Origin of the sequence: Mucilaginibacter sp. (genome assembly GCF_028288205.1) — a bacterium.
Classification (GTDB): domain Bacteria; phylum Bacteroidota; class Bacteroidia; order Sphingobacteriales; family Sphingobacteriaceae; genus Mucilaginibacter.
This window is the reverse complement of sequence record NZ_JAQBOD010000031.1, coordinates 72,445-90,427: the sequence shown is the minus strand read 5'-3', so window position 1 is coordinate 90,427 and position 17,983 is coordinate 72,445. Positions and strand designations below refer to the sequence as shown.

Sequence of the window (17,983 nt, the reverse complement as noted above, 5' to 3'; positions counted from 1 at the left end):
AGCTCCGGTATAATTACATTAATGATATTAGCTCAGTTGTACGGGTTTCATTTTTGGTGTGAGGAAATGCATAATTAGCCATGCCAACAGGTAGGCGCAGCCACAGATGCAGAAAATAATATTATACCCTATGGTTATGTTGCCTGCATTTTTATAAAAATCCAATACAAAACCCACCAATAACGGGAAAAGAATATTCCCAACCGAACCGGCCATGCCGCCTATACCTACTATCGAACTTACGGCACGTTTAGGAAACATATCCGAAGCGGTAGTAAATATGGTAGCGCTCCATGCCTGGTGTGCAGCTGCCGCCAAACTAATAAGCGCTACTGCCTGCCAAATATTAGTTGCAAATTGCGCGGTTACTATGGGCACAGTGCAAAATGCAAATATCAGCATGGATGTTTTACGCGCTTTAAATATTGGCCAACCCTTTTTAATTAACCATGATGATAAGTAACCACCTCCAATACTTCCAAAGGTTGTTGTTGTGTAAACTACTACAAGCGGCAAGCTTGGTTTGGTAAGATCAAGCTTAAATGTACTTGAAAAATAAGGGGGCAGCCAAAATAGGAAGAACCACCAGATGGGGTCTGTTAAAAATTTACCAAAAAAGAAGCTCCAGGTTTGGCGTATTTTAAAAAGCTCGATCCATTTTACTTTTTTGGCTTCATTTGCAATTTCTTCAGCATCTCCAATGTCGCTATGGATATAGTCATATTCGGCAGGGGTTATTTTTTTATGCTTTGACGGCACCTCGTAAAATATCAGCCAAAATATTAACCATATAAAACCTATGGCGCCGGTAATTAAAAATGCCATTTGCCAGCCATACCAACCCAATATTAACGGCACCATGATTGGAGCAACTACTGCGCCTATATTAGCACCCGAATTAAATATACCGGTAGCAAATGACCGCCCTCTTTTTGGAAACCACTCGGCAACTGATTTAATGGCGGCAGGAAAATTTCCTGCCTCACCCATTCCTAAACCTATCCTTACAACACCAAAACCAAACGTACTTTTGACAATAGCGTGAAGCATTGCGAAAATGCTCCAAATAATAATAGAAATGGTATAGCCTAATTTAGTACCAATTTTATCAATAAAATTACCAAACAATAACAACCCTAACGCATAAGCTGCCGAAAATGCCATTACAATATGACTATAATCCTTTTCGGTCCAATGAAACTGAAGCGCTAGTGTAGGTTTTAATAACCCAATGATTTGCCTATCCAAATAGTTTATGGTTGTGGCAAAAAACAGCAGGGCCACTACCACCCATCGGTAGTTGCCGGTTTTGGTTTCGTTCATAATTGGATATATAAAATTGGCAGGCTTAAGGGCCGGCACAATATAAGTTTATATTTATAACAGCTATTATACGCCGCTAAAAATAGAAAAACCGCCATCCACACAGATCATTGATCCGGTTACAAATGCCGATGCATCACTTAATAACCATACCAATGCGCCTATCAGTTCATCAGGATTACCAAAGCGTTTAAATGGTGTATTTCTTATCACTTTTTCGCCCCTATCTGTATAGCCACCATCCGGCTTTGTCAATAAATTACGGTTTTGCTCGGTAAGGAAAAATCCCGGAGCCAACGCGTTCATCCTGATAGCATCACCATACCGGTTAGCCAGCTCGACCGCGAACCATTGATTATAGCAATCAACAGCGGCCTTACCCATGTTATAACCCAATACACGGGTTACAGCACTTTTAGAGTTCATGGATGATATATTGACTATGCTGCCCCTGCCGCTTGTTTTAGCAATAGCTTCACCAAATATTTGGGTAGGTATAACTGTACCCCATAAATTAAGTTCGGTTACTTTCTTCATACCGGCCAGGTTCATTTTAAAAATATCCTGGTCAGGCATTAAAACACCTTCTGGCATGTTACCGCCGGCTGCATTTACCAGGCCATCTATTTTGCCATAGGCAGCTAATAGTTTATCTTTTGCCGCTACAAGCGCGTCTTCATCCAAAGCATCGGCAATTAGGGCAATAGCTTTGCCCCCGTTTTTATTGATAGCATTTGCACGCTCTTCGGCAACATCTTTATTTCTTCCTAATATACCTACTGTGCCGCCTGCCTCAACAATACCATTTACAAATGAGTTACCCAAAATACCGGTACCGCCGGTAACTACAATCACTTTTCCTTCTAACGAAAATTTATTTTCCACTTTTAATTATTTAGCCCACCCCTTTCCGGTAGAAAGGAGCTTTCATTTTTTTCATTTATAAAGTCTCCCCTACCGGGGGAGATTATTCACTTATATTTATTTTTAAGGTGTTCATGAAGGCTTCGCCGTTTAGAGGGGGGCTTATCTTATATCCCCAATATCAAAAACATCCATATCGGTATAATCCAGATTCTCGCCGGCCATGCCCCATATAAAACTATAGCTGGCCGTGCCACTACCCGAGTGTATGCTCCATGGCGGCGATACTACGGCTTCGTAATTATCTACCAGTATGTGCCTTGTTTCCTGCCCCTCGCCCATGTAATGGAATACCCGTTGCCCCTTAGGTACATCAAAGTAAAAATAAGCTTCCATGCGCCTGTCATGCACATGCGCCGGCATGGTATTCCAAACACTTCCTTCAGCTAAAATGGTAAGTCCCATTACCAGCTGGCAGCTTTGTATACCCTCTGAATGTATATATTTATTTATAGTACGACGGTTTGCTGTTGAAGCATCGCCGGCATTTACCTTAACTGCTTTTTCATTGGTTAATAAAGTGGTTGGATAAGTGGCATGAGCCGGGCATGACAGCATATAAAATACCGCCGGATTAGCCTTATCCTTACTTGAAAACTTTACGCTTTTTACACCTTTACCAATATAAAGGCAATCCAGTTTATTTACAGCGTATACTTGTCCGTCAGCAATAACTTCACCATTGCCGGCTACGTTAATAATGCCTATCTCGCGGCGTTGTAAAAAGTACTCGGCTTTTAAATTGGGATAGCTTTCCAGTTCCAGTTGTTTATCAATGGGGTTTGCCGCTCCAACAATCATGCGATCATAATGCGTATAAACGCAATTTATCTGGTTTGGTTTAACTATTCCATCAAGCAAAAACCGCTCGCGTATAGCCGCTGTTTGGTATAATTTAAAATCCTCCGGGTGTACGCTATATATAGATTTCAAAATAAATTTAGTTATTGGTTTTACTGATGACAATTTTACAATTTATCGGTCAATTAAAAAGAGTGCTCAGGTATATTTTTACGCAAACGATGTAAAAATGAGTGAATAAGTAATTGAGTGAATGTTAAATTGAAAGATACGATTACATTCACTCATTCAAAACTCACTCATTCACTCATTAAATTAATTACATCGTTTGCGTAAATTTTAATGCTATTGTTATATTTATATAGCCGAATACTTGTAATATTGAAGTTTGAACCAATTATGCCTTCGCTGCTAAGCTGGCACCAAATTATTTATGATATGAAAAAGATATTCAACTACAAATTGATCCTGTTAGTTATGGTTTGTTTTATCAGTAAAACAACTTTGGCTCAAACAACTGCTAACTGGACCGAAAAATCTGCCAAAGAGTGGGCCGATAAAGGAGAATGGAGAAATGGTTTTAAAACAAAGCTATATGCCGGTATTGATTATGTTGAGTTTGCCAAACAATATCATAAAAATAAAGCAGCGTGGGATAAGGCATTCGCTTATATAAATAATACAAAGCTGGATACCGTATCGCCGGGAAAATATTTAATAGATGGCGATAATGTTTTTTCTACTATAACTGATGCTAATACTAAGGAATATGATAAAACGATGTGGGAATCACATCGGAAGTATATCGACCTGCATTTAATGATACGCGGAAAAGAGCGTATAGCTGTGATGAACCCTGCAACGGCTGTGGTTACCGATCAATATGATGAAAATAAAGACGTTGCACATTACGATGCTAACACCAAAGGCAATTATTATATAGCAGACCAGGAAACTTTGATGATATTTTTTCCGCAAAACGCACATCGTCCGGTTATACATGTTGACGGGTATGACAAGGTAAAAAAATTAGTTATAAAAATTAAAGTTGCACAATAGTTATGCGTATTAAACACCAATTACTGCTTACAATTTTTATAAGTTTATTTACTTTAAAAGTGCGTGCCCAAAGTGACGTTGCCGGCGCCTTTACCTTTGCAACCTCACAAACTTCATTAATGTTAATAGAGGTAGCTAAGGCAAAGGCTCAAACTACAAACAACAGTTTAGTAGTTCCGCGCACGTTAGATAAAAACGGTAATCTTGTATTGATTAACTCAAGAGACTGGTGCAGCGGCTTCTTCCCCGGTGAGCTTTGGTATTTATATGAGCATACTAAAGATGCCAAATGGCTAACAGAAGCAAAAACCTATACGGCTTTTATTGAGCAGGAAAAAACCAACACTACCACCCATGATCTGGGTTTCGAGATCTATTGCAGTTTTGGCAATGCTTATCGCCTTACACAGGACCCTGCTTACAAAGCGGTAATTGTACAGGCAGCACAATCCTTAATTAAACGTTTTAACCCGGTAATTGGCGCAATTAAGTCATGGGACAATGTAAAGATTGGTAAATATCCGGTGATAATTGATAATATGATGAACCTGGAACTGTTATTTGAGGCTACCCGCCTATCCGGTGATTCTACTTTTTATAAAATAGCGGTTACCCATGCCAACACAACACTAAAAAATCATTTCAGGGCCGATAACAGCTCTTACCACGTAATTAATTATGATGCCGAAACCGGAAAGGTTGTTAATAAGATAACCGCACAGGGCTATGCCGATGAGTCTGCCTGGGCCCGTGGTCAGGCATGGGGACTATATGGTTATACGCTATGTTATCGGGAAACTAAGGACAAAAAGTATTTACAACAGGCAGAAAACATTGCCAAATTTATTTTGAATGACCCAAATATGCCTAAGGACCTTATACCTTATTGGGACTATAATGTGCCGGATAAGGCTAATCAACCTCATGATGTTTCGGCGGCGGCAATTACAGCATCGGCTTTATATGAGTTGGGTACTTATAGTGTTAATGGCAAATCATACACTTCAACAGCTAATAAGATAGTGAGCAATCTATCCAACTACAGGGCAAAAGAAGGCGAAAGTAAAGGGTTTTTATTATTGCATAGCACCGGCCACCTTCCTGCCCATAGCGAGATAGATGTGCCGATAATTTATGCGGATTATTATTACCTGGAAGCGTTAACACGCAAGCAGCGCCTGCATGATCATCAACCGGTTATTAAACAGTAACAGATTCTGTAATATATATATCAGCTGATAGTAGATTGTTTTATATTTGGCCACCAATTATAACCAATTTACCATGTTAAAAAAGCTACTTACTCTTTTATTGCTGGCATTTGTTGTGTTTCAAAGCCATGCACAATCTTTTCAAAAAACAGATCTTGGACTGCAAACTATTGTTAACGGAAATAACATCGAAATCCAATTTTATAACCCCGATGTAGTACGGATAATAAAATATCCTGTTGGTGCAAAGTTCTATAAGAACAGCTATAGTGTAGTAGAACATCCTGCAAAAACAGAATTTACTGTAACTAAAACCAATAATAATTTAGTGCTTACAAGCAACGCATTAAAAGTACAGGTTGATGTAAATACCGGTAAAATTCAATACCTCACCCAGGCTAATAAACTATTGCTTGCCGAAAAAGATAACGGCGCACAGTTTACATCGGTTGTTGATACCGGTAAAAATTCATATTCAATTTCGCAGAATTTTACATTAGCTAATAATGAGGCGGTATATGGTTTGGGCCAGCATCAAAAGGGCATAATGAATTACCGTAATAAAACCGTAGTGCTAAGAAACCTTAATATGGATATAGCTGTTCCGTTTTTTCAAACATCGGGCGGTTATGGCGTTTTTTGGGATAACTATTCTACTACTACTTTTAAAGATAATGCCGGCACTACTACGCTTCAGTCTGTATTAGGCGATGGCATTGATTATTATTTTATGAACGGCGGCAATGCCGATGGTGTTATTGCAAAAATGCGCACGCTTACCGGCAACGCTCCTATGTTTCCACGCTGGGTGTTTGGCTTTTTTCAAAGTCGCGAACGTTACAAGAGTCAAACAGAAATAGTAGATATTGTAAAAAAATACAGGGCGCTAAATGTGCCGCTTGATGGTATAGTACAGGACTGGCAATATTGGGGAACCAAGGAAACCTCATGGAACTCGACCGAATTTGGCAACCCGCTGTATCCAGAACCTAAAAAAATGATTGATAGTGTTCATGCCTTAAATGCGCATATTATTATTTCTGTATGGCCATCATTTGGGCCCAATACAGCTATTCTTAAAGCGATGGATAATATTAAAGCGTTATTTGATTTTAAAACCTGGCCAACTACACAAGGCGTAAAGGTTTATGATCCGTTTAACCCTATAGCGCGCAATGTTTATTGGGATTTTATGAACAGGAATATATTCTCGCTGGGCATGGACGGCTGGTGGCTTGACGCAACCGAGCCCGAACAGGCTAATACTAATAATACTGATAAAATTAGAACTTATGCAGGCAGTTTTAAATCAGTAAGTAATGCGTTTCCGTTATTAACTACCGGCGGGGTGTATGAGCATCAGCGCAAAACATCTGCGGATAAAAGAGTTTTTATTCTTACCCGCTCGGCTTTTGCAGGGCAACAGCGTGAGGCTACAGCTACGTGGTCTGGCGATATACAGGGTACCTGGCAATCATTCCGTAACCAAATTTCGGGCGGCTTAAATCTTTCTTTAAGTGCTATCCCCTATTGGAACACGGACATAGGCGGCTTTTTCTCGGCTACAAAATATCCAAAAGGTATAAAGGACCCTGCATTTCATGAACTTTATACCCGCTGGTTTGAATTTGCAACGTTTACTCCGTTAATGCGGTCGCATGGTACCAGTACACCGCGGGAAATTTTTCAATTCGGCGCAAAAGGCTCATGGGCTTATGATGCACAGGAAAAATTCATCAACCTGCGTTATCGCTTGCTCCCTTATAACTACTCAACCTCATGGCAAATTACCGCGCACCAATCTACTATGATGCGTGCCTTGGTAATGGATTTCCCTAAGGATGAAAAGGTGTTTGATATCAACAATGAATATATGTTTGGTAAAGCTTTCCTGGTGGCGCCCGTTACAGATTCTTTATACGTTAGCAGGGCAACAGGCAATGCAGTCACTGATTTCGGCATTGTAAAAACTCAGCATGTATACTTACCAAAAGGCAGTACCTGGACGGATTTCTGGACCGGCGAAACCTATGCCGGTGGTAATACTATAGCGAGTAAAGTACCTATAGACCAGATACCACTATTTGTAAAAGCAGGCTCAATTATACCATTCGGGCCTTTCCAGCAATATACTTCTGAGAAAAAAGCAGATAAGCTGGAAATAAGAATATACCCCGGTGCAAACGGAACTTTTACTTTTTATGAGGATGAAAACGACAATTACAACTATGAAAACGGTGTTTATAGTACTATTGATTTTAAATGGAACAATCAAACAAAAACCCTCACTATAGGCAGCATAAAAGGAACGTTTCCAGGTATGCTAAAAAATAGGGTGTTTGAGTTAATACTGGTAAATAAAGCTAACGGAACAGGATTAAAAGAAGGCAAAACAATAAAAACTGTCCCTTATTCCGGCACACAAATTCAAACTAAATTATAAGTTTATAGAAAATATTATTAGGTTTACCTACATTGAAAACCTTTTATACGTTATAAAAGTTAACAATGACCAATTACCTAATATAAACTAATCAATGATGTACATTATCTATTACTCTTTAAGGGGATGGGTAACTTGTGTCCTATAACTAATAAACCAATTATACATTAATACCTATTTTTATGAAAAAATCAAACTTAATAGTGTTATTAGCTGCTGCCGTTTTTACGGTAAGCTGTTCGAAAGGTTCTGGTGGCGGTGGTAGTAATACACCTGTTACACCTGTTACTCCAACAATACCTATTATTCCAACAACGCCCACAAATCCAACAACTTCAGCCGATGGGGACGTGGTTGGCAAAGTGGTTGTTGGCTACCAGGGATGGTTTTCGGCGAAAGGCGATGGTTCTCCATCAAATTCATGGAACCATCAGAATCTTGAAATGTGGCCGGATACCCGTGAGTATACAAAAACTTATTCGGGAAGCCCTTTTCAGCAAAACGGGGGTGTAACGCAGCCGCCATTCACCGGCAATATGGGTAATGGGCAACCAGCGGTAGTGTTTTCCTCGTATGATCAATCTACCGTAAGTACTCATTTTTTATGGATGCAGCAAAATGGAATAGATTGTGCAGCAGTACAAAGATTTGGTTCTGAGTTAAAAAGCACCACGCTTAAAGCACAGCGTGATGGTATAGCCGAACGGGTTAGGATAGCTGCCGAAGCAACGGGACGAAAATTTTATATTATGTATGATATTTCGGGGTGGACATCTTTCCAAACAGACATAAAAACAGATTGGACCAGCTATATGAAGGCGCTTACCTCATCACCTGCCTATGCTGTGCAAAATGGCAAACCGGTAGTGTGTGTTTGGGGACCTGGTTTTGCTAACCGCCCCGGAGATGTTTTTTCATGGACAGATGTATTATCATGGTTTAAAACCCAGGGCTGTTATGTAATTGTTGGCGCACCATCAGATTTTGCTACTAAGATTGCTTACCAGGGTGCTTATAATACAGCTAATATGATTATGCCGTGGATGGTTGGAAGCAATAATAATTTAAGTTATTATCAGGGATTGGATCAGACTAACATTAATTATTGCAATGCCCGTGGCATTGATTATCAAGCCAATGTATTCCCTGGCTTTGCTTTTTTCAATTCAGATCCAACAAAACCCAAAAATGAAGTACCAAGGATGCATGGTGATTTTATGTGGGCACAGTTTGCAGCTGCCAAAAATGCTGCTGTAAAAAGTATTTATATATCCATGTTTGATGAGTTAAATGAAGGAACCGCTATAATGAAGGTTGCAGAAGATGCCTCTATGGCCCCCGCCGGCCAATACTTCCTTAATTTGGATGCAGACGGAACACATGTTTCTGCTGACTTTTACCTGCGTTTGGTAAATAACGGGCAAAAAATGATAAAAGGGACTATTTCATATACGGCTACCAATCCTACATCATTTCAATAAAAAACATTGTTATTAATAAAAAGCGGTGAGTTTAAATACTCATCGCTTTTTTTATAGTACCAGTTGCGAGTGTAATCTGATCAATGTCTGTAACGGATCAACACATAGCCCCGGATGAACTTTCGAGGCCTGTACTACAGTACTGCGTGTAGCTGTAAGCCAACGAAAACGAGAGGCTTCGTCCAATTCGCCTATTGGCCCGCTTTCCGGTCCGCCATGACATATTTGGTCAAATGCATGTAGATTGGTTTTTATTTCTTCAACAGTATCTCTATTTGTAAAACAGCAAAGCCTATCTTCATCAACAGTAATTATTGCCCGTAAAAAATTCAGTTTTTTACAATATAGAACTACACCAACATTCATAAATTCTTCGCGTTCTACCCTGGGCACAACACGAATTACCGCATATTCAAAAACTTGCTTCCCTGGCATTTTGTACTTCTTTTATAAATATATCAGATGCTGCAATACGCAGCAATAAAAATTGAACATATACCTCCCGGCGTTCTGCGGCTGATGATGTTTCGTCAGTGAGCCATTCATCCGGTATTAACCCTACAATATTGCGTATTACCTCTTCATTTAAAATCGACTTAAACTCCGTATCAACCAACTCCAGCTCTGTAGCGCGGGGTACTAATACATGGTCTTTAACCTGTACAAAAGGACGCGTTGCCTGCTCTTTCCAATTATCCCATGAATGATGGAAGTATAGTGCAGCGCCATGATCTATCAGCCACAATTCTTTGTGCCATATCAACATATTGGTATTACGCGGTGTACGGTCAACATTGGTAAGTAAGCAATCCAACCAAACTATCTGCGATGCCAGTTTTGCATCGGTTACCGTAACCGTAGGATCAAACGTTATAGCGCCTGAAAGATAATGCAGTGCCAGGTTAAGCCCCACGCTTGCTTTCAGCAGGTCCTGTATTTCTTCATCAGGTTCGGTGCGGCCAAAGGCTTCGTCTAAATTAGCAAAAACAATTTCGGGTACTTTTAAGCCTAAATAACGTGCCAGCTCACCGCCAACCAGTTCGGCAATTAAGGCTTTTACACCCTGCCCTGCCCCGCGAAATTTTAGTACATATAAAAAGTCATCATCAGCCTCGGCAATAGCGGGCAATGAGCCGCCTTCGCGCAGGGGCGTTACATAGCGTATTACATTTACAGTGCGTAGTTGCGGGTGGATATTCATATTATTTAGCCTTTAAAACTACTCATTTATCCCAAAATTGATGGAGTAATTTCAGTATAAAATAAGGATTTTGTTTCACGCGAAATGTGAAACAAAATGCAACAAGTGAAACAAGATTTTTACTTAACCTATTGAAAATAAACCAACTACGAAAAAGTGATGAAACAAAATATAACAACTTATTCGTCTGTTTTTTTACGAATAATTTTTAATTATATTATTGATTATCAAATAATTACAAAACAGCAGATTTGGCGGTGGTGAAACAAAATGAAACATGATTTTTTATATAATGATTCCTGTTTTATTTGCCATTTTTCTTAGCCGTACCTAACCATAATAACGCATCAATAATAAATTTATCCTGCTCCCGGCTGGCAAAGCTGGACGATAGCGTAGTGGTAAACTTGTTGTATTGGTGCTCATAATCCATATCATTATGCCCCATGTTTACATACACCATTTTGTAGTTTCTATTACGCCAGGCTACAGGGTAATAACCGCTATGCCATATTTCATGCGGCTTAGGGCCGGTACCTAACGGAAAACTGGTTGAATCAATAGCCAGCAATATATCAATATCCGGGTTTTTAGTCAGATCATTTTCCCACCTATACCATTCGTTTGGCGACGATTTAAATGTTTTAGGCAAATGTTTTGTTGCCGGGTGCTTATTATCTTCAACTCTTAAAATTGCAGCTGTTGGGCGCCATGTGTTACTTTTATACTGGCCAGATCCTAAAAATGTGTTGTGATACCAATTCCAATTTTGCGGGATTGCCGAGGGAGTAAGTGCAAATGCCGCAAAATGAAAACCCATCCATCCGCCACCGTTATCCATATAGGTTTTAAAGGCTTCCCGTTGTTCGGGATCTTCAGGACGTGTATCCAAAAACAAAACCACCTGGTACTTCGTCAGGAACTCCGCATTCAAATTTTTCCAGTTACTGGTCGAATCGTATGCAAAATTATATTGCTTAGCCATTTCAGGGAACCAACGATTGGCTTCATGTACATAGCTTATGTGCGCTTCATCATTCTTTGCAGTGTAAAATGCTATTACATTAAACTTTACAGATTTATTGCTTTGCGCATTAACATACAAAAAGCATAGATTTACTATAAAAAGTATTACTAACTTTTTACTTAATGGTCTTTTTTTGATCATAATTAATACAGGTAAATTTATTCTTTAGCCTAACTAAATCATTACAAAGCAAACAATATTAACTTAAAATCAGCTTTGTTTATTCCCTGTTATTTTGCTTTCTTTACTGCCACCTATTTTTGAGAATGATTTTTCAACAAAACTCCTTGTACCGCAAATTACTATTACTGGGCTTATTAGTACAATTAATATCTGCCTGGTTTAGCCTGGGTTATAACCAATGCGACGAGCATTTTCAGGTGTTGGAGTTTTGCAATTATAAACTTGGCTTTTCGCCGGCAACAGATCTGCCGTGGGAATTTGCTGCGCATTGCCGCTCGGCATTACAGCCCTTTGGTGCTTATATTATATGCAAAGCATTATTAGCACTGGGCTGGTATAATCCGTTTTGGGTAAGCTTTATAATGCGGTTAATTATAGGCGTAACTACCTGGTTGCTAACCTGCCGTATAGTAATACTTATGCTGCCCCAATTTACTACCGAAAAAGGCAAACAGGTGTACGTATGGTGCAGTTTCCTGCTATGGTTCATACCCTATATAGGCGTTCGCTTTTCTGCCGAAAACATTGCCGGTTTATTGTTTTTGACAGCAATTACTTTATTACCGGGCTTGCTTGCAGCAAATTCTTCTAAACGCTATCTCAAAATAATAGTAGCAGGTATTTTACTTGGCTTTGCTTTAATGATACGCCTGCAAATGGCTTTTGCTTTTATAGCGCTAATAATATGGATAATATGTTATGCCAAATGGCCCTTTAAAAACTGGCTTGTTGTTATATTGTCGGGCCTGATGGCAATTGGGTTAGCCGTGCTGGCAGATAGGTGGCTATATGGCGCCTGGGTTTTTTCGCCATATAATTATTACCGGGTAAATATTGTTCAGCATGTTGCTGATAATTATGGTACATCCCCATGGTGGTATTATTTAAAATTGTTTTTTGATTATGCTGTACCGCCCATAAGTTATGTTTTATTGCCGCTATTTTTAATAGGCCTGTGGAAAAATTCTCGACATATATTTAGTTGGATATGTATAGTTTTTATACTGGGCCATAGCATAATAGGACATAAAGAAATTAGATTTTTATTACCACTTATATTTCCTTTAATATTCTTGGCTTGTAAAGGCTTTGACCTGTTGCTAAAACAATATCCCACTAAAAAAATATTTCGTTGGGCGTTACCTTTACTGGCCGGATTTAATATTGCTTTGCTCACTGTAAAAATATTAATGCCTGCTCATGAGGCTTTTGCCTACTATAAATTCATGTACAATTTTGCGCAAAAACAGCCTGTTACTTTGGTGAGCTTTGAAACCTCGCCTTACCATATCCTGGGATTGGAGATAAATTTCTATAAGCCAAAAAACATGAACATTGAAGTTGTGTATAGCACACATGAACTTGATACCATTTTAAAGCGTGCAAATGGGCGGGCCGTTATTTTTCTTGACCCTAAAATAGATCCTACACCTTTTATAGCAGGCTATAAGAAAACAAAAGTGTATTGCCTTGTACCAGACTGGATACATTTGTTTAATGTTAATAACTGGATAAGCAGATCATATATATGGTCTGTGTACCGGTTGAAATAATAGCGTTTTTGCTTTTTAGAACGTATTAATTAATTTAGTCATAAATCATAATTTTCATATATAAAATTTGATTCTATCTATGAATAATATTAGCATCCGCCTAACGCAAGTTACGTTAACTAACCTTAAAGCGCTGCACCAAATCAGCAGGAAAACATTTATAGATTCTTTTGCCCATCTCAACACAAAAGAAAATATGGAAGCCTACCTGACTGACCATCTCACTGAGCAAAAACTAAGTGAAGAACTCGATCATTCGGGCTCAGAATTTTATTTTGCCGAGAATAACGGCGAACCAATAGGTTATATAAAGATCAATACCGGGGCAGCACAAACCGAACTACAGGATGAAGATAGTTTAGAGATTGAACGCATTTACGTTATTAAAGAATATCAGGGCCAAAAAATAGGGCAACTTCTTTTCAACAAGGCACTTGAGCTGGCTAAAAAAGCAAACCGACCCTACATCTGGCTTGGTGTATGGGATAAGAATGAAAAAGCCATACAGTTCTATCAAAAAATGGGGTTTATAGCATTTGATAGCCATCCTTTTAAATTGGGCGATGATATGCAAACTGACATTATGATGAAATTGGAATTGATATAAAAGAAAAATAATTTTCTAAATTGCCCCGATGAAAAATAGCATTATTTTACTTTTCCTGTTTGTAACGGTAGCTGCTGAAGCACAAAACCGCGACTGGCCAAACATTAAACGTTTCGAGCAAGCCAACAGCATAATACCATCGCCAGCCAAAGGCGAAAAACGTGTGGTATATATGGGCGATTCTATTACAGACTTTTGGATAAATAATGATTCGACCTTTTTTGCAGGCAAGCCTTATTATGACCGTGGCATAAGCGGACAGACAACAGGGCAAATGCTGTTGCGTTTCCGGGAAGATGTGATCAACTTAAAACCTGCAGTAGTGGTTATATTGGCGGGCATCAATGATATAGCCGAAAATAACGGTCCGTCAAAACTGGAAGATGTTATGGGTAATATTATATCAATGGCCGAATTGGCTAAAATTAATCATATCAAAGTTGTGCTTTCATCGGTTTTGCCTGCAGCGGCGTTCCCTTGGCGGCCAACTATTGATCCTAAACCAAAAGTGAAGGCTTTAAACGATATGATAAAAGAGTATGCTCAAAAAAACAATTTTGTTTACCTGGATTATTTCACTACAATGGTAGATGAGAACCAGGGCTTACCTAAAAATCTTGCAAAAGATGGTGTTCATCCAACGCTTGAAGGTTATAAGGTTATGGAGCCACTGGCTGAAAAAGCGATAGCAGAAGCTTTGAAAGCGAAACAATAGGGCTCTTTTTCGCTCGTGGTGGGTTTATAAAATAAAGAGAATAAGCTATTATAGTATTTTCTTTATCAGCAATATTTTTTGCCGAAGAATGCAAGTATTAATGTCATAATCACACTTTCAAATTAGTTACCTCATTCATAGAGAATTTGACTTAAACACAAAAGCCTGCAATCAAATGATTACAGGCTTTTGTATTTAGATGTTAATATCAGCAGTGAGAAAGGGTTGTATGCCCTCTAAACCAAATTGAATTTCAATATATTATGTGGCTGTTCAATAAGGGAAAATCAGTTGCGGAACCGTGATAGTCGGCATATGTAATTTAGTATCATAACCACCTAATATTTCTTCGATATGGAAATGATGATTCACAAAAACCAGCATATCATTTTGCATTCCGTTTATCATTACGTCAACAGCTGTTGTAAAATCTTTTTCTTTTATCTTGTTAAAAAAAAGTCGGTCATAATTCACATTTCGGCATATATCTTCGGTAAATATGTTTAATGCATATTCTTCGCTCATATCGGGCAGGCCCTTCGCGGTTAAGTGTGCAACTGACAGGTCGGCCTTGCACACCCGGGCCAATTTGACCAGATAGCGAATTATCTCCATACGGAAATAACGCAGGTCGGATATATATATCATTCGATCAATGATCTTTACCGGACAATGCTCAGGGATGAGTAATAAAGGACAAGCGATCTTGTTCAATACAATATGAACCTTTAGCTTTTGCACCTCATCCGCCTCTGTTACAGGTGCCGATGTACCTTTAACTATCATCCATACTTTATTTCTGTTTATCAGTTCGGCTAACTTACATTCATTTGCATTTGAAATATCTGTCTCTTTAATTCCGGGTCTGAAACCAGATTCGCTCACATTAATTCCTAACAAATGATCAGCTATAATAGAAAATCTTTGCTCTTCTAATATCTCTTCATCATTAAAACTTGCCGGGGATATTGCAACGGCGCTTTCCTTGCTAGCCATTGTATTGGCCAATACAATATTTGCATTAACATTTTGCGCCAGCAAAAAAGCATATTCGGCAGCATGTATAGCTGCTGTCGAATTATCGTTGATAACCAGGATTGTTTTTTTATCATACATAAGCTATTAGCTTTATAAAATTACATTGCAGATAAACAGTTAATGCCTTCTTAATTAGCGTTGCTTTTTCAAACAATTGTAAAGGGTTGTTGCTTATAACGATGATCTTCATGGCCCATCCTTTTTAGTGATATCCTGAAATATGCCGCGTATTTTTTCGCACTTTCCATTAATAAATTCGGGGAAGCCAATAGATCTAACCCTAATAGGGTTGCCTTTTCCGGTTATTATATCTATTTCAATATCAAAAGGGGTACCATTTTCAATTGCGTCTTTGCGTAATTTTATAATCATATCTGAGGGGGCATTGTCTTTAAAAAATACTAAAGTATCATCCAGAGCCGGATCAAAATCTTCCGGAACTTCTAATATTTCTTTCAATATTTTACTCCAGGTACCTGTATTATTTTTAAAATCACGCTCCCATGTCCCTATCCGTGTTATTTTATTCGTTTTGATCACTGTCGATATTTGCTTATACTCTTCTTCTTTAAATTTAGTGTTCGTAAGCTCTTCGGTATATATTAGTAAGCCGCCAATAATGGTATCGCTTTTATACCATGGCCTTATGTCCCAACGTGCCCAGCCAAATGATCCGTCGATTTTTTCTATAAGATCCCCTTCCGAATGATCTATATTTCCTTTTAAACATGCGTTAAGTTTGTGTTGGTATTTTTCTTTTATTCGTGGCCACAGATCATATAAACATTTGCCTATGTAATCTTTATTTTGCAGCTTATATTCGATAACAAATTTCCGGGAAGCAGTTAAAAAACACAAGTCATTATCAACCATAGCGATAGCGAATGGTGCTTGCTCAATGAAAGTTCTGTATCTTCCGTCATTTTCTGATTGAAGCTTATTTATCAGTTTTTTAGCCGATAGATCATCAATATATTTATGATAGCAGGCTGAGAAATTTGAGGGGTTGGAAAAATTAAGAATGAGAGCCATCTGCCCTTTGTTTGCTCTTTTTGAGGTGATATAATCATGAGCCAGTTCCATTTGCAAAGTGCGGTAATACGCAAAAATGGTTTCGCCATACCGTTCTTTAAAATCTCTTTTCAATTTAGATTCGGAGATATAATGTTTTTTGGCAAGTAATTCAATACCGGGAAATCCGTCAAAAAGGTGTGATTTTAAATTTTCTACAACATCATCCAATACATCTTTTATAGGTTTTAAATCTTTGATCCTGTGATCAAAAACGTGCTGTGGATCAGTAATTGGTTTTGGGTTTAAATCACTAACATCCAAAACATTTACATAAAACCCTTTAACTTCGCCGTCTTCAATATCCGGGAAGTAAATTGCCCTGGCTATTTTTGTTTGGCCATTTGGTAAATCAATATGGCGGTCAAAAACACTCATTTTTCCACCTAATGCGGCATTAACATACTCTAAGTTTTGTTGATACAAAGGGCCCAATAATTCCCGTATATGTTTTTTATCGATTGGCCCTTTGTGTTCAATACCAAACCAGTACATATAAGCTTTATTGGCATACTTGCAAACAAGATCCTTGCCCCAATAAGCCAGCATGGTATTTGTGTTTTCGGCCGCATTCAATCTTAACTCAATAAAAGTTTTATCGGTCTCAAATGACATAGTAATCCTTTACGTCTAAAAATTTGGGTATTCTTAAAACTTGTATCGGCTTTCTAAACTTGTATCTGCTTTAACTTAGCAAAGCTGCTAAATTAATATTAAAAAAATGTGATACAAGTCATATTTTTAAAAGGTAAAGAACATATCTCTTATTGCCTGTGTACGAATGAGCAAAATTATCCTCTCATAGCATAGCCAGAACAGCTTTTTGTGGCTGTTAAATTAGCATTATTTTTTATTTAAGCAGTAATTTCGCCACTGTTTTTTTGTTCGTGGCTTAGTAGTTCATTAAATTTTTCCAATAATTTAATGTACCTGTCCATCCAATAATAAATGGGATCTTTAGGTTTATCGCCGGGCTCGAGCAAATCGGCCATGATCTCGCCGCTCAATAGGTTTGTTTTTTTAGCAAACTCTTCCGGAAAGTCCCTGGCAAAATCGTGTCCTATTATAAAGCCTATCTTACAAATGATGTCGAGGCCTAATTCTTTTGTTTCAAACCAGTTGTACAGGGTTCGCCGACTAACATGTAGTCTCCTGGCTATCTCACTAATGCCCATTCGGTCACAGCGTACCACACGCTCCAAAATACGTCCCTGGTGCAATTCCGGTTTTTCTGCGGCATTTTTTGCAGACATTGTTTCAAACGCCGAATAATTTGCAGGATAATCGATATGGTTATGCATATTATTATAAATTAATTTGTGAAACTATTTTAATATTTACTACTA

16 protein-coding genes are annotated in these 17,983 nt (G+C 38.4%); 7 read left to right on the top strand and 9 right to left on the bottom strand.

Translation table 11 applies throughout. The features are described 5' to 3' along the window. Window positions 1–27 precede the first annotated feature (27 nt). The 3 genes from JWR23_RS06605 to kduI all read right to left on the bottom strand — a co-directional run bounded on the left by JWR23_RS06605 (window position 28) and on the right by kduI (window position 3,180). A complete protein-coding gene (locus tag JWR23_RS06605) occupies window positions 28–1,323 on the bottom strand; it encodes an MFS transporter (RefSeq protein ID WP_299514511.1) in 1,296 nt (431 codons plus the stop codon). A 66-nt stretch (window positions 1,324–1,389) separates the two neighbouring features. Beyond that, window positions 1,390–2,208, bottom strand: a complete 819-nt coding sequence (locus JWR23_RS06600; RefSeq protein WP_299514508.1) for an SDR family oxidoreductase — start codon at window positions 2,206–2,208, stop codon at window positions 1,390–1,392. Window positions 2,209–2,349: 141 nt separating this feature from the next. Next, the gene (kduI, locus tag JWR23_RS06595) at window positions 2,350–3,180 is read right to left on the bottom strand and encodes a 5-dehydro-4-deoxy-D-glucuronate isomerase (RefSeq protein ID WP_299514505.1); all 831 of its coding nucleotides are present in this window, start codon (window positions 3,178–3,180) and stop codon (window positions 2,350–2,352) included. 306 nt (window positions 3,181–3,486) lie between these two features. On the opposite strand from kduI, the gene JWR23_RS06590 reads away from it, so the two are divergent. The 4 genes from JWR23_RS06590 to JWR23_RS06575 all read left to right on the top strand — a co-directional run bounded on the left by JWR23_RS06590 (window position 3,487) and on the right by JWR23_RS06575 (window position 9,242). Beyond that, the gene (locus JWR23_RS06590) at window positions 3,487–4,107 is read left to right on the top strand and encodes a YhcH/YjgK/YiaL family protein (RefSeq protein WP_299514503.1); all 621 of its coding nucleotides are present in this window, start codon (window positions 3,487–3,489) and stop codon (window positions 4,105–4,107) included. A gap of 2 nt (window positions 4,108–4,109) precedes the next feature. After that, window positions 4,110–5,318: a glycoside hydrolase family 88 protein gene (locus JWR23_RS06585; protein ID WP_299514500.1), complete on the top strand. Its 1,209-nt coding sequence runs from the start codon at window positions 4,110–4,112 to the stop codon at window positions 5,316–5,318. A 73-nt stretch (window positions 5,319–5,391) separates the two neighbouring features. Continuing rightward, entirely contained in the window at window positions 5,392–7,761 is a 2,370-nt protein-coding gene (locus JWR23_RS06580; protein WP_299514497.1) for a TIM-barrel domain-containing protein, read from the top strand. 182 nt (window positions 7,762–7,943) lie between these two features. Then, complete coding sequence (locus tag JWR23_RS06575) at window positions 7,944–9,242, top strand: glycoside hydrolase family 71/99-like protein (RefSeq protein ID WP_299514494.1); 1,299 nt, start codon at window positions 7,944–7,946, stop codon at window positions 9,240–9,242. 51 nt (window positions 9,243–9,293) lie between these two features. On the opposite strand, the gene JWR23_RS06570 is transcribed toward JWR23_RS06575, so the two are convergent. The 3 genes from JWR23_RS06570 to JWR23_RS06560 form a co-directional block, all read right to left on the bottom strand. Then, a complete protein-coding gene (locus JWR23_RS06570) occupies window positions 9,294–9,677 on the bottom strand; it encodes a DUF3037 domain-containing protein (protein ID WP_299514491.1) in 384 nt (127 codons plus the stop codon). Continuing rightward, window positions 9,655–10,443 (bottom strand): HipA family kinase, encoded by a 789-nt coding sequence (locus tag JWR23_RS06565; RefSeq protein ID WP_299514488.1) that lies wholly within the window; start codon window positions 10,441–10,443, stop codon window positions 9,655–9,657. Before JWR23_RS06565 ends, JWR23_RS06570 begins: the two co-directional genes overlap by 23 nt. Window positions 10,444–10,747: 304 nt before the next feature. Then, window positions 10,748–11,611, bottom strand: coding sequence for a ThuA domain-containing protein (locus JWR23_RS06560; protein ID WP_299514486.1), 864 nt, complete (start codon window positions 11,609–11,611; stop codon window positions 10,748–10,750). Window positions 11,612–11,736: 125 nt separating this feature from the next. On the opposite strand from JWR23_RS06560, the gene JWR23_RS06555 reads away from it, so the two are divergent. From JWR23_RS06555 to JWR23_RS06545, 3 genes are all read left to right on the top strand, one after another. Beyond that, on the top strand, window positions 11,737–13,206 hold the full coding sequence (locus JWR23_RS06555) for a hypothetical protein (protein ID WP_299514483.1): 1,470 nt from the start codon (window positions 11,737–11,739) through the stop codon (window positions 13,204–13,206). 79 nt (window positions 13,207–13,285) lie between these two features. Then, window positions 13,286–13,813 (top strand): GNAT family N-acetyltransferase, encoded by a 528-nt coding sequence (locus JWR23_RS06550; RefSeq protein ID WP_299514480.1) that lies wholly within the window; start codon window positions 13,286–13,288, stop codon window positions 13,811–13,813. Between the two features lie 28 nt (window positions 13,814–13,841). After that, window positions 13,842–14,528 carry an SGNH/GDSL hydrolase family protein gene (locus JWR23_RS06545; RefSeq protein ID WP_299514474.1) on the top strand — a complete coding sequence of 229 codons (687 nt, stop codon included), beginning with the start codon at window positions 13,842–13,844 and terminating at the stop codon, window positions 14,526–14,528. Window positions 14,529–14,801: 273 nt separating this feature from the next. Here JWR23_RS06545 and JWR23_RS06540 read toward each other — a convergent pair whose 3' ends face one another. The 3 genes from JWR23_RS06540 to JWR23_RS06530 form a co-directional block, all read right to left on the bottom strand. Next, entirely contained in the window at window positions 14,802–15,644 is an 843-nt protein-coding gene (locus JWR23_RS06540) for a hypothetical protein (protein WP_299514467.1), read from the bottom strand. 108 nt (window positions 15,645–15,752) lie between these two features. Further along, window positions 15,753–17,252, bottom strand: a complete 1,500-nt coding sequence (locus JWR23_RS06535) for a PAS domain-containing protein (RefSeq protein WP_299514464.1) — start codon at window positions 17,250–17,252, stop codon at window positions 15,753–15,755. 239 nt (window positions 17,253–17,491) lie between these two features. Next, window positions 17,492–17,938 carry a helix-turn-helix domain-containing protein gene (locus JWR23_RS06530; RefSeq protein WP_299514461.1) on the bottom strand — a complete coding sequence of 149 codons (447 nt, stop codon included), beginning with the start codon at window positions 17,936–17,938 and terminating at the stop codon, window positions 17,492–17,494. Window positions 17,939–17,983: the final 45 nt, after the last annotated feature.